Raw genomic sequence first — 11,612 nt, 5'->3', positions numbered from 1 at the left:
GCTGGGCCGGCCTGGAGGAGGACCAGCGGGACCTCCGCGCAGCGCAGCAGGCGCTGGTGGCCGTGCGAAGTGAGCGCTCCGCTTTCCTCGCAGCTCTCCCCCGGTGGGCGGATCTTGCCGCCGGGGTAGGTGAGGGCGTGAGCGAGGAGCGCGCGCCGAGTCCAGGCGGTTGGAGGAAGCCGAGCGTGTTGCCGCTCTGGCTGTCTACGCGCACCCGTTCTGGGCCGGGCTACCGGCCGGGGATCGGGAGGAGGCCCGAACCCAGCTTCAGCACCTGGACGACGTGGCTGCCTCTGCGGCCTACCTAAAGGCCATCCCCCCTGTCTGGGCGCCCGCCGAGCCCGGCACGTCAGGGCGTGTCGCCGGCCCAGTCCAGCGGGAGGGGTCCGCAGGCCGGGGTTCGTAGTGGGCGCGGCCGTCGGCGCCGTACCGGCCGATCTCGGTGGCCAGCGCGGCGCCGCCGTCGAGTTGCTCGGCATCCCAGCCGGTGACGTCCAGGAGGAGACCGTCGAGCGGCCCGCCGACGAGCTCGCGGTACTCGTGCCCCGGCCGGGGTCCGGGGTCGGGGTCGTCGTGGTCGGCTCCGTAGACCCGGCCTCGCATCAGCGCCTCGTCGTCCATGGCGCCCAGAATCCCAGCCGCCACCGACACCACCTGCGGCTACGCCAGCGCGGCGACGGCCGTCGGCGTCTGCGTGCCGATAACCGCGGCGCCGGACCCGACGGAGCTGACGCCGCCGCTCGCGTCCGGCAGCCACAGCCGGGCGGTGCGCGGGCGCGCCGCCGACCCCCGGCCGAAGGCCCGCACCTCCACCTGCCGGCCGTCGAGCTGCCCCCACCCATCCCCGAGCCCGGACCACCGCCGGCCGGCGACGTCCAGGCGCAGCGCGGAGCCGGGCCAGGGGCGGCCGTGGCAGAGCATGACGGCGCCGGTGCGGCGTAGGTGGGCGTCGATGCGGGCGGTGGTGCGGGGTGCGAGGCGCTCGGGTGGTCGGACCATGAGGACGGTGCCCGACCTCGGGCTCGCCGCCGCAGCAGCGCTCGGCCTGCCACTTGAGCGACTCGTCGTCGCCGACCAGGTCGGCGAGCAGCACTTCGGCGAGGTCGTCACCACCCTGGCCGACGCCTGCGGGCGATGCTGCGGCGGGCCAGTATCCACAGCTGGCGGATGGGTTCGTCACCGTCGAACTCCCAGACCGCCGACCAGGGCACACGGAGAACTCTCACTGGAGTATTAGCCAACGGCGGGAAGGCAAATTCTGGGCAAGGGGCTGCCAAAACAAGCGGTCGCCTCCACTGTTCGATATCATTGAGCGCCTGACTCTTTGCGTTGAGGACTGCGGGGCCACCCCTTTTTTCCATTGGCATGCTGGAGAGCGGTATCCAGTGCACCGAGGTCGTCACCAACAACCTTCGTAAGGTGCGCAGCTCGAACGGCCGAGCCAATGATGGCGGCACGATTGGCGGCGTTTATGGTTTGCTTGCAGACTAGCCGCTCCAGCCCTTGCACTGGAAATGGTGGCACACCTGGTCATATGCTGACGTCATAGCCATAATCTGACTGATTGCCTGGGGCATTTCGCCCTGCCTGCCAGCATTGGTGCCAGGCCGGTCACCTTGATCGCCGCCGAGTATATGGAACTCGGCTTTGCCAGTCGACGTGCCCGAGTTGCTGTTGTCGAGATTCCCGCCACCGCTTCCGTTGCGAGGTGCCGTCTGAACGTAGGCGTTCGCGGGCGGCTGTGAAGCTGCTATGGCTATGGTAGCGCCTGCGGATACGAGGAGTGCGCTGCCGATACAGGAAGCGCAGATAAACCGGGGGATTCGCCTCCGGACCATGGTTGTCATGCTGACTCCCTGGGCGCGGGTTGGTTGCGCTGAATGCGATTCGCTTTGCCCTTAGAGCTAACCTGTTGAAAGAGCTACGATTCGGGGGTCATCCCAACGGGAGGACGGCCCCAGGTCCACGTCCCACTCTTCTCTCACCAGTGCTCTCTTGTAAATGGTCCTCCTGGCTCCATGCGATAGAGAGTTGACCGAACAGACTTCCTGCAGCACCAGGCGCACACAGTGTCATGTGTGGGGACCGCGAGATCAGGGCCGTTGCAAAGTCCCCGATGAGGTGAGTCCCTGGTGACGGCGATGCAGGGCGTCTGGGCTCGGCCGTCACGAACGCAACGAAGCTCCGGTTGAACGGGGTGGCCTTCCCAAGTCGCCTCGTACCGCTGGAGCTTCGATGTGCCGCCAGTCTGCCACCGTCTGCCTGATCAAGTCGCCTCCTGTGGATGGCGTGGCAGGGTTGTCGCTGGTGGAGCGGCTGCGGTTGCTTCCCGATCCGCGTCGGCGCCGAGGGGTACGTCACCCGTTCGTGGCAGTGCTGCTGATCGCCGCCTCAGCGGTGGTCGCCGGCGCGCGATCAGCTGGGCTCCAAGGTCGAAGGCGCGCTGGGCGTTCGCGTCGCACCCAGCGCCGCCACGATCCGGCGGGTCATCGGCGTGGTCTGCCCTGGCGGCCTCGCCGGCCTGACCGGTGCCGATCCGGTCGGCTCGGACTCGATCGCGGTGGACGGGAAAGCCTCTCGGGGCTCCCGGCACGGCACCTCGCCCGCCGCTCACCTGTTGGCCGCGATGACCGGCGACGGCCGAGCCGTCACCCAGCTGCGGGTGCCCGACAAGACCAACGAGATCACCTGCTTCGCCGCGCTGCTGGAGCCCTACAACCTGAGCGGGGTCACGGTCACGGCCGACGCCCTGCACGCCCAGCGCGGCCGTGTGCGCTTCCTGGTGGAGGAGAAGAAGGCGCACTACCTGCTCGTGGTCAAGGCCAACCAGCCCGAATTGCATCTCCAGCTCAGGTCATTGCCGTGGAAGGACGTTACCGCGCGCCGCTACGACCGCGAGCACTGCTCGTCCAGGATGTCCGGCTGCAACTCCACCGGCCGCACGGCTTCCACGGCCTCTGCGGAGACGGTCACGTCTGTCATCAGGTGCTACTTCCTTGATCGGGAGTTACACCGTTCTTTTACAGACCCGCGGGCAGCGCCGGGTAGCCGCGGCAGGGCTCCGCGCGACGTGAACGGCCGGGCCTCGGGAAGGTTGTGCGGGGCGGCGCCGTGCGAGGTCGGGGAGCTCTTGGCATCGGGGGTGGCGTGGGTGGCACAGATTGAGTGGGGCAGTAGCCAGGCCTGGTCCTGGCTGCTGCCCCCGGGTCCTGCTCGGTGTCGCTGATCAGATGCTGGTAAGGGACCACCAGTTCTTGGCGTCGTTGCTGTTGCTGTCCAGCACCACGACCTGGTCGGGCAGGTTCTGGTACGGCGTCATGGCCTGTCGCGTGGAGCGGTTGACGATCTTGTACAGGTCGGTGAACGCCGAGTGTGCCAGCCCCCACTGGAACTCGAAGCTGTCGTTGCAGCTGGCCTGGGTCACGTACGTCTTGCCGAAGTAGGTGAAGGGGGCGGGCTTGAGGCACTTGCCGGTGGCGTTGTTACGGATGAGGTAGTAGCCGCCCTGCAGCTCCTCGAGCGTCCACTGGTCGCCGCGGGTGGCGCTGTTCGCGGCGACCATCCAGATGTTGTCGTCGTGGTCGTCGCCGAATCCCCAGGGGAGAAGGTGGCCGCTAGTGGCGGAGTTGACGATGGTGATCGGGCTGGCCAGGTCGCCCGGCGCGGCGCTCGCGGGCGCGACCGACGTGCCGAGCAGCGCGGTCATCAGGCCGAGCAGGACGGCCAGGCGCGTCACGATGATGCCGTGTCGTGGACGCCCGGCCGCAGCCGGGGCGGGAGTCGTGGGGGTGCCCTGCGTTCCGGCGTGTTCGGGGCCGGCTGCGGCGACGGACGACCCGGCGGCTGTGCTGACGGCACCCAGGGCGCGGTGGATATGCACGGGAAGGCCTCCTGCTATGTAGATGGTCGGGGACAGTGGAAGCCGCCTGGACAGCGTGGCGGCACTGTCAGCAATCTTTCATGTGCAGTGTGTACTCGGCGTTGCCTAAGGGGGATCGTCCCTTTGGGGGGCGCGGGAAGCGTTTCCCACAGCGCGCAATACGAACAACCGGCGGGCGGGCTGATGGTGCGCCCATCAAGCCACAGCGGCTGAACCACCGACACACGGCAGCACACCCGGATCCCGCCACCATTGACCGGCTTCTCGACCTTTCCACCCCGGCGACCACACCCGCTTGAGCACCACCGAGGGCGCGGGCCTCGGCCTGTCCATCGTCCGCGCCGTCACCCACGGCCACTTGACCGCCAGCGCCTGGCCCGAGGGCGGACTGACCATCACGATCTCTTCGCCGAGGGCATCCGAGAAGGGACTCCCGGTCGATCGGACCGGTCGCGGATCAGACGCCGGAGACGTGGGCGATCTGGCCGACGGCCGCGGTGATGGCCATCGCGAGCCCGCCGCCGACCACCACCCGCACCGCGGGCCGGAGAACCCTCGTGCCGGCGGCCCGCGCGGCGAGGACGCCGGCCAGGGCGAGACCGCAGAGCGTGACAGCCACGATCAGCCACAGCCGCGCGGTGGTGGATCCGGCGAACAGACCGAGAAAGGGCACGAGGCCGCCACCGAGGAAGCTGGCGGCGGAGGCGAGCGCGGCCTGGAGGGGGTTGGCGGCGGTGTGCTCGCTGTGGCCGAGTTCGTCGCGCAGGTGGGCCTGGAGCGGGTCGGCCTCGTGCAGGGCCTCGGCGACCTGCCGGGCGAGGTCGGGCGGGACGCCCCGGCCCTCGTAGATGGCGGTGAGTTCGGCGAGTTCGGCCTCCGGTGCCTCGGCGAGCTCGCGGGCCTCCTTGGCGCGGTCCGCAGTTTCGACGTCGACCTGGGAGCTGACGGAGACGTACTCGCCCGCGGCCATCGCCATCGCGCCCGCGGAGAGGCCGGCGAGGCCGCCGGTGACGACGGTGGAGGTGCTCGCGCCGCTGGCGGCCAGGCCCACCATCAGGCTGGCGACGGAGACGAGGCCGTCGTTGGCTCCCAGGACGGCGGCGCGCAGCCAGCCGGCGCGGCCGGCGGCGTGGCTTTCCTGGTGGGGGTTGAGCCTGTCGAAGAAGGTCATCGGGTCGGGTGCTCCTGTCCGGTCTTCAAGATCAGTTTGGTGGGGAGTCGGCCGGCTGTCGTTTCGGGGCGGCCGTCAGGGCACGGCGAGGGTCACCACTCGGACCGTGCGCACGGCGAGTCGTGGGCAGCCCCGGACGGCGCGGTGGGCGGGAGCGTGCAGGTCGGGCGGGATGGTGCCGTCGTGCTGGACGGGGTAGCCCCATTCGTCGAGGGTGAGGAGTTCGGGGAGCAGTTCCGCGCACTGGCCGTGGCCGGTGCAGGCGATCCGGTCGATGCGCAGGGTCTCGCGGTCGGCGGCGGTCATGTCCAGTGCTCCGTTCGGGTGGCGGATGGGACGGGCAGGGTGGTGGGGCGTCGGCAGTGGCCGTGGCGCAGGTGGTGGTCGACGTCGGTGGGGAAGGTGGTGAGGGCGCTGGCGGCGAGGCGGGCGGCGCCGTCGGGGTGGCGGCAGGCGCCGCGTCCGGGCAGCAGGCCGATCCGGTGCTGGAGGCGGTCGAGGAGGTCGGGGGTGAGCGGCGAGGTAGGCGAGGATGCGGACGGTCTCGGCGAGCGGGCAGACGTCCTGCGGCAGGGCGGCGATGACGCCGGCTCCGGGTGTGGACTGTGGGGCGAGACCCTCCTGGCTGAACGGAAGGCCGAGGGCCTGCGGGGCACTGAGCCAGGTGCCGGCGAAGCCGCCGAGCAGGATGGCTTGGAGCGGCTGGTCCGGGCCGCCGGCTTGCCGGAGGAGTGTTCCGACGGGGGTGCCGGGTTCGGTTTCGAGGACACCAGGGCGGTGGACGGCTCCCGCTACGGTGACCAGGGTGGTGCCGGGTGAAGCGGCGGTGCCGGCCTGCCGGAACCAGTCGGCGCCGTGGCGGGCGATCAGGGCGACGTGGGCGAGGGTTTCGACGTTTTGGACGAGGGTGGGCCGTCCCCTGACGCCCTTCTGGTGGGTGCGGGGCGGGGAGCTGGTAGGGCGGGCGGTGCCGCCGCCCAGCCAGTGGACCGGGGCGGTGGATTCGCTGGTGACGTAGCCGTGCGGGAGCGCCTCCACCTGGATGGGGAGCGGATCGAGTCCGGCGCTTCGGCGTTCGTCGACTGCGGCGGCCAGGGTGTGCAGTTGGGTGGCGCGGGTGCGCGGCAGGCACAGGTGGATGCGGTCGGCGCCGACGGCCTGGGCGGCCAGGACCGCGCCGTCCAGGACGAGGTGGGGGACGGTGGCCAGCAGCGTCTGGTCTTTTCGGCTGAGTGGCTCGCTCTCCATGGCGTTGGCGACGACCACGGCCCGGCAGCGCCCCTCGGCGACAGCGCGGGGCTTGCGTCCGGTGGGGAACCCGGCCCCGCCTCGCCCGGTCAGCCCGGCCTCCTCGACGAATTCGATCAGCGCTCGGACCGGCCGGGGTACGGGGCCGTGGTATCGAAGGTACTCGATGAGACCAAGTGGCCTGCCAGTGGCGGACCAGCTGTCCAGCAGCCGCAGAATGGTGCTCGGCTCGGTGAGCGCGCGGGCCGGTGCGGGGTTCATCGGATGCCTCCGAGGACGGTGACGGAGAGGGCCGCGGCGCGGTGGGACCAGCCGGGTTGCAGCGGTCCGGTGGCCAGGAACGCGGTGGCCGGCAGCGGTACGGCCACGACCAGGAGACCGGCACTCAGACGCGCCGCGATGTGGCCGGGCCCAGCCCGGTAGAGCCGCCAGCCTGCGGCGGCGGCCACCGCGGCCAGGCAGACGGCGTAGAGCCACAGTTGCGGCGGCAGGCGGGTGTCGGTGCCGGTGCCGGCCGCGTGGAACAGGCCGACCGGCGGCCGGCCGGCCGTGGCCGACCTCTTCCGGAAGGCGGCCGCCGTGGAGCTGGGCGAGCACTTCGCCCAGGAAGCCGCGCTGAGCGGCCTCGTGGGCGGCAACGAGGCCAACCTCACCAACGCCATCCCCGGCGAGGGGTACGAGTCCACCACCATGTACCCGACCTTCGCCCGCCAGGCCAAGGCAGCCGGCGACACCGCCGCCGCCGACCTCTTCACCGAGATCGCCAAGGACGAGGCAACCCACCAGGCCGCGTACAAGGCCGCACTCGCCGCGCTCCGCACCGGCATGTACCCGACCTTCGCCCGCCAGGCCAAGGCGGCCGGCGACACCGCCGCGGCCACCCTCTTCCAGCACAACGCCACCGACGAAGCCGACCACGCCCAGTCATTCCCGACCGCCCGCAAGGGCCTCGGCTGACAGTGATGAGCACCCCGTCCCGGATGAGTGACACCCCTCCGGGAGCACACCGGACAGTGCCGGACAAGTCGGTGGTGGTCGACCCGAACACCACCGACTTCTCCGTTCGGTCAGCGCGCGAGGAAGAACTACGGGGGGTGAGAACTGGTCGACGGAGGCGGCAAGAGTGAGGACGTCGGCGACGGTGCGGCCGGATGCGGTCGCGATGTCGATGACGCGTGGACGGCCGTGGAGAAACCATCCGCCACGGTCCGCGCACGCCGCCCACGGCCGTTCCGGCGCCGCCTCGCCTCTCCTACGGGCTAGTGACGTCGAGCTCGGTGTACATGCCGGCGGTGTAGTGGCCGGGGAGATTGCAGATCAGCTCGTAGCGGCCGGGTTGCAGGGTCGTCGTGGTCCAGGCCGTCGCGCCGGGGCGGATCCCTTCTCCGGCGCCCGGGCCACAGGTCTGCGATGCCTCGGCGAGGCTGCCCGTCTCGTCGATCCGCCCGTCGGGGCCGACGGGGCGCTCACCGGCGGCTTGGCCCGCGGGGAGGGGTAGGACGATCACCTCGTGGGTGAGTGCGCCCGCGTTGAGCACCAGCAGTGACACCTCGCCCGCCGGGACCGAGTTCGCACTTGCCTGCAGGCGCATCATGGCCATGTGCCTGCCCGGGCCGCCGCTCATCATGCCCGGCCCCCTGTCCCCCGCGGTCACCTCGACCACGCGGCCCGGCAGCGCGGGAGCGTTGCACTGGGCGGCGGGCGCCGGCCACGGCGCGGGTCCTGGACCGTGGTGGCCGCTGGTGGCGGCGATGAGTGCTGTGGTGGCGATGCCCAGTACCAGCGCGGCGACCGCTGCGGCGATGACCAGCCACATTCCGCGCCGGCCTCCCGCCTGGATGCTCACCGGTGCTCCCGCAGCGCCGCCATCCGCCGTCGGTACTCGTCCTCGTCGATCTCCCCGCGGGCGAACCGCTCGGCGAGCAGGTCCTCAGCCCGTCTGCTTCCCGGGCCTGGCTCTCCGGAGGGGGGCGGGCCCGACTGGGGGCCGCGGCGGGCGCCCGTGAGGTAGTGGACGAGCGCGACGATCCCGGCGATCACCAGTGCCCAGAACAGCACCATGAAGACAGCCATCACGAGCCAGCCGCCCCAGCCCCAGCCCCAGCCGCCGTACCACATCATGCCGATCACCTTCCCTCGGCCGGTGGCGCTCCTGGTTCCACGCTGGCTGGTGGCCGACTGCCGGGGCAAGAGGCGTGTGGCTCCCGGTCAGCCCTGTTCCATGGGAAAGAGCGTCTCGGTTGGTTGCCGAGCGGCGGGGAGAGCCGCGGCGCTGGAGGGGTTGCGCAGTGGGGCAGCTCCATCATCAGGGTGATCAGGTCGACTGGCGGGGTGTGGCCTCCGGAGCGCTTGCGGAGGAACTCCTTGAGGTGGACCTTTCGGACCGGGATCGTACGGCCCCGTCCAGAGCACCGCCGGCCAAGAAGTCCGGCATCACCCGTCGGTGGGTGAAGAACGACCGGCTCAACCACGCCGGCTACCTCTGGCAGGGCGACGGCGTGGGGGCGTCCGTGGAGAGCCAGGGATCGCCGTCGGCGGCGTCGATGATCAGGCGGCCCTGGCTGTAGGTGCCCCAGCCGTCGCCGAGCGCCTCGACCCAGCCCAGCAGCCGCCGGTTCGGGTCACGGACGGCGAACAGGTCCGGAGTGCTGCTCCAGCCCTCCACCACCAGGTCGCTCCCGTCGATACTCCACGTGGACGTCGGGGCCCCAGGCCGCGGGCGAGCGGCGAGGAGGAGGTGCGCTCAGGCGCCAGAGCCAGGAGCAGATCCTGCAGCAGGGTGTCGACCAGTTGCGGCCGCTGCGCGACGGGCGCGGCCGGCGCAGCCGGGTCCGTTTCGACGCGCGGGGAAACGGCGGAGCGGGCAGCCGCCGGGCCGGCGCCGCTTGATTCGACGCGCGGGGAAATGATGGCGCGGCCGGCGGGTGCACTGGCGACCGCGCCGGTCTCATCGCCCGCTGCGGCGCCCTGGCCGGCACCGGCGGCCGGTTCGGTGTCCGGTCTCACTGATCACGGCGGACGCGACTGGGCCGAGCTGCGGATTGCCGGATTTGGTGAGACGGATCGGGGATGCCGAGCTCAGGGATCATGGCGCTTCTTCCGGTTTGTCGCCGTCCGGAAGGCGGGCGCGCGGTGCCGTGGCGTCGGGAGATCAGGTGCTGAGCAGGTCGGTCGAGACCGCCCAGAGGCGCTTGGCGAGAGCGGGATCGAGTGCCCACTCCTTGACGCCGTGCGGATGTTGCGCGAGGTCGGCGTCGTTCGGCACGGTGTAGGCCTCCTGCGAATCATCGAGGTAGCGGCCTCCGGAGTGGGCGAACTGCGGGGCGACGGCCGCGACCATCGTGGTGGCGGCTCCCTGCTGGAGCGTCTTGTACGTGAAGACTCCGGCGGCCTCGGCCGCATCGAGTGAACGCTTCTGCTGCGCGGTGAAGTTCCGCTGCAGACCCGTCGCGACACCACCGGGATTCACCGCATTGGCGACGATGCCATCAGACGCCCACAGGCGGGTCGCCTCGACGGCGAACAGGGAGTTCGCCGTCTTCGACTGGGCGTAGGCGATCTGCGGATCGTAGCGGCGCCGCTCGAAGTGGAGGTCGTCGAAGTCGATGCCGGAACGCATGTGCGCCGTCGAACTGACCGAGATGATCCGTGCCCCGTCACGCTCGGACGCTCCGAGGGCCAAGGCGTCGTGCAGGCCCATGGCGAGGGCGAGATGACCCAGGTGGTTTGTCGCGAACTGCAACTCCCAACCTTCGCGGGTTCGTTCGAGGCCGCCCGTCACCACGCCCGCGTTGTTGATCAGCAGATGAAGCGGGCCGCTCCACGCCTCGACGAAGGACGCGACGGTGGCCCTGTCGGCGAGGTCCAGCCGGACAACCCGTGGACGGATCCGTCCGGTCGAGCTCTCGATCGTTGCGGCGACGGCGTCACCCGCGGCCGTGTTCCGCACGGCGAGTGTCACCCGTGCCCCGGCCTCGGTCAACGCGCGAGCCGTCTCGATCCCGATTCCAGAGGAAGCTCCCGTCACGATCGCCCGGACACCGGTGAGGTCAACGTCCCGCACCACCTCGGCGGCCGTGGTGGCGGCGGTGAAGGACGTGGAGAGAGGTTCGCGAGCTGCCATGGCGCCGAGGCTATACACACTTGACTGAAGTTGTATAGCAAGACTCCTGCCCTCTACGATCGCCCCATGAGCAGCCCCGAGGCCGACCCCCTGGCATCGCCGCCCACCGAGGCCGACCGTCGGACCACGGTTTTGGACTCCGCCCTGGCCACGTTCGCTCGATTCGGCTACCGGAAGACCTCGATGGAGGAAGTGGCGCGGGCAGCACACATCTCACGCCCAGGGCTCTACTTCCTCTTCTCCTCGAAAGAAGCCCTGTTCCGTGCAGCGGTCACCCAAGCATTGGAACGCGACATCGCGGCGGTCGAACACGTCCTGAGCGATGTCGACCGCCCGCTTCCGCAACGTCTCCTCGAAGCCTTCGACCGATGGGCGGGCCGCTACGTCGGCCCGATGGCCCGCGATGTCGCCGTGGTTGTCGAGGACAACCCCGACCTCCTCGGAGAGATCGCACAGACCGCTCCACGGCGTTTCGAGGAGCTGATCACGGAGGCGATCGCCGTCGACTCAGGCCAGAAACGGGCCGCCCTCGTAGCGCAGACGATGATCAGCACATCGATCGGCCTCAAGCACCAGGCCGAGTCGCGGGAGTTCTACCTCGAACGCCTGAAGGTCGCCGTCGATCTCCTGGTGCACTGAAGACATGCGGCACGCCGCGTACCCAGAGCCGGAACCTACGGTCCTAGCCGAACATTCGGCCGACGGTGGCAGGAGCGACGAGAAGGCCGCCTGCGAAGCGACACCGAACTGCCTGCGCAAGGCAAAGGCTCACTGTCCCGTCTCATCCGAGTTGGCAGCGGATGGCTCTCCGACCTGCAGAGCTGCCAGGTGGTGTGGGAACGGCGTCGGTGCTGTTCTCAGCCGAGTTGGCTCTCGCGGAACCGGGGTTACGCGGTAGGGACGGCCCACAGCTCCGGAACTGTCCCGTCCCATCGCGGTCTGCGCAGTCTCACCGGAGTCTGAGCGTGGGTGATCGCATCGCTTTGGAAGAGGGGCTCACGTCCCCGCGGCGAGGAACTGGCGGGCGCCGCGGAGCCTGGTCCGGAGCCGGCCCTGGGTGGCACGACTGTCGAGGCGGACGTCGAGTGCTCCGGGAAGTGCGCTGTCGGCCCGCAGGCCGGTGGGGAGCCGGGAGGGGTCGAGCCCGTCGCGTCGGGCAGAGCGCCCCCGGCCGACGCCCTGAGGGGGCG

At 70.5% G+C, this 11,612-nt stretch carries 12 protein-coding genes and 2 pseudogenes; 3 read left to right on the top strand and 11 right to left on the bottom strand.

Translation table 11 applies throughout. From position 1 onward, the window contains the following. Nucleotides 1-349 precede the first annotated feature (349 nt). Together ACFV1W_RS28025 and ACFV1W_RS28020 are read right to left on the bottom strand one after the other, a co-directional pair. Nucleotides 350-621, bottom strand: a pseudogene (locus ACFV1W_RS28025) (hypothetical protein). 39 nt (nucleotides 622-660) lie between these two features. Further along, complete coding sequence (locus ACFV1W_RS28020) at nucleotides 661-999, bottom strand: hypothetical protein (protein WP_380420019.1); 339 nt, start codon at nucleotides 997-999, stop codon at nucleotides 661-663. A gap of 1,495 nt (nucleotides 1,000-2,494) precedes the next feature. Between ACFV1W_RS28020 and ACFV1W_RS28015 the strand changes: the two genes are divergently transcribed. Further along, complete coding sequence (locus tag ACFV1W_RS28015) at nucleotides 2,495-3,226, top strand: ISAs1 family transposase (protein ID WP_380420018.1); 732 nt, start codon at nucleotides 2,495-2,497, stop codon at nucleotides 3,224-3,226. Here ACFV1W_RS28015 and ACFV1W_RS28010 read toward each other — a convergent pair whose 3' ends face one another. From ACFV1W_RS28010 to ACFV1W_RS27995, 4 genes are all read right to left on the bottom strand, one after another. After that, entirely contained in the window at nucleotides 3,227-3,880 is a 654-nt protein-coding gene (locus ACFV1W_RS28010) for an RICIN domain-containing protein (RefSeq protein ID WP_380420017.1), read from the bottom strand. It abuts the gene before it with no gap. Nucleotides 3,881-4,337: 457 nt separating this feature from the next. Beyond that, on the bottom strand, nucleotides 4,338-5,051 hold the full coding sequence (locus ACFV1W_RS28005) for a VIT1/CCC1 transporter family protein (RefSeq protein WP_380420016.1): 714 nt from the start codon (nucleotides 5,049-5,051) through the stop codon (nucleotides 4,338-4,340). Between the two features lie 75 nt (nucleotides 5,052-5,126). Then, nucleotides 5,127-6,560, bottom strand: coding sequence for a ferredoxin (locus tag ACFV1W_RS28000; RefSeq protein ID WP_380420015.1), 1,434 nt, complete (start codon nucleotides 6,558-6,560; stop codon nucleotides 5,127-5,129). After that, nucleotides 6,557-6,937, bottom strand: a complete 381-nt coding sequence (locus ACFV1W_RS27995) for a hypothetical protein (RefSeq protein WP_380420057.1) — start codon at nucleotides 6,935-6,937, stop codon at nucleotides 6,557-6,559. Before ACFV1W_RS27995 ends, ACFV1W_RS28000 begins: the two co-directional genes overlap by 4 nt. On the opposite strand from ACFV1W_RS27995, the gene ACFV1W_RS27990 reads away from it, so the two are divergent. Beyond that, a complete protein-coding gene (locus tag ACFV1W_RS27990) occupies nucleotides 6,849-7,256 on the top strand; it encodes a ferritin family protein (protein WP_380420014.1) in 408 nt (135 codons plus the stop codon). The genes ACFV1W_RS27995 and ACFV1W_RS27990 overlap by 89 nt on opposite strands. A 295-nt stretch (nucleotides 7,257-7,551) precedes the next feature. On the opposite strand, the gene ACFV1W_RS27985 is transcribed toward ACFV1W_RS27990, so the two are convergent. From ACFV1W_RS27985 to ACFV1W_RS27970, 4 genes are all read right to left on the bottom strand, one after another. After that, nucleotides 7,552-8,145 (bottom strand): sulfocyanin-like copper-binding protein, encoded by a 594-nt coding sequence (locus tag ACFV1W_RS27985; protein ID WP_380420013.1) that lies wholly within the window; start codon nucleotides 8,143-8,145, stop codon nucleotides 7,552-7,554. Continuing rightward, on the bottom strand, nucleotides 8,142-8,420 hold the full coding sequence (locus tag ACFV1W_RS27980; protein ID WP_380420012.1) for an SHOCT domain-containing protein: 279 nt from the start codon (nucleotides 8,418-8,420) through the stop codon (nucleotides 8,142-8,144). Before ACFV1W_RS27980 ends, ACFV1W_RS27985 begins: the two co-directional genes overlap by 4 nt. A 355-nt stretch (nucleotides 8,421-8,775) precedes the next feature. Further along, a complete protein-coding gene (locus ACFV1W_RS27975; protein WP_380420011.1) occupies nucleotides 8,776-8,967 on the bottom strand; it encodes a hypothetical protein in 192 nt (63 codons plus the stop codon). Nucleotides 8,968-9,450: 483 nt separating this feature from the next. Continuing rightward, nucleotides 9,451-10,422, bottom strand: coding sequence for an SDR family NAD(P)-dependent oxidoreductase (locus ACFV1W_RS27970; protein ID WP_380420054.1), 972 nt, complete (start codon nucleotides 10,420-10,422; stop codon nucleotides 9,451-9,453). A 66-nt stretch (nucleotides 10,423-10,488) separates the two neighbouring features. On the opposite strand from ACFV1W_RS27970, the gene ACFV1W_RS27965 reads away from it, so the two are divergent. Continuing rightward, nucleotides 10,489-11,061, top strand: coding sequence for a TetR/AcrR family transcriptional regulator (locus ACFV1W_RS27965; protein ID WP_380420010.1), 573 nt, complete (start codon nucleotides 10,489-10,491; stop codon nucleotides 11,059-11,061). Nucleotides 11,062-11,418: 357 nt separating this feature from the next. Here ACFV1W_RS27965 and ACFV1W_RS27960 read toward each other — a convergent pair. Continuing rightward, nucleotides 11,419-11,612: pseudogene (locus ACFV1W_RS27960) on the bottom strand (hypothetical protein); the annotation flags it as partial.

The organism is Kitasatospora sp. NPDC059648 (assembly GCF_042734825.1).
GTDB lineage: Bacteria > Actinomycetota > Actinomycetes > Streptomycetales > Streptomycetaceae > Kitasatospora.
This window is presented reverse-complemented; position numbering and strand designations above follow the sequence as displayed.

What these genes read in the sequence shown, in the direction of transcription:
- ACFV1W_RS28020 (WP_380420019.1), bottom strand. Translation starts at nt 999, where the DNA reads ATGGTCCGACCACCCGAGCGCCTCGCACCCCGCACCACCGCCCGCATC.
- ACFV1W_RS28000 (WP_380420015.1), bottom strand. Translation starts at nt 6,560, where the DNA reads ATGAACCCCGCACCGGCCCGCGCGCTCACCGAGCCGAGCACCATTCTG.
- ACFV1W_RS27980 (WP_380420012.1), bottom strand. Translation starts at nt 8,420, where the DNA reads ATGATGTGGTACGGCGGCTGGGGCTGGGGCTGGGGCGGCTGGCTCGTG.
- ACFV1W_RS27965 (WP_380420010.1), top strand. Translation starts at nt 10,489, where the DNA reads ATGAGCAGCCCCGAGGCCGACCCCCTGGCATCGCCGCCCACCGAGGCC.
- ACFV1W_RS27970 (WP_380420054.1), bottom strand. Translation starts at nt 10,422, where the DNA reads ATGGCAGCTCGCGAACCTCTCTCCACGTCCTTCACCGCCGCCACCACG.
- ACFV1W_RS28005 (WP_380420016.1), bottom strand. Translation starts at nt 5,051, where the DNA reads ATGACCTTCTTCGACAGGCTCAACCCCCACCAGGAAAGCCACGCCGCC.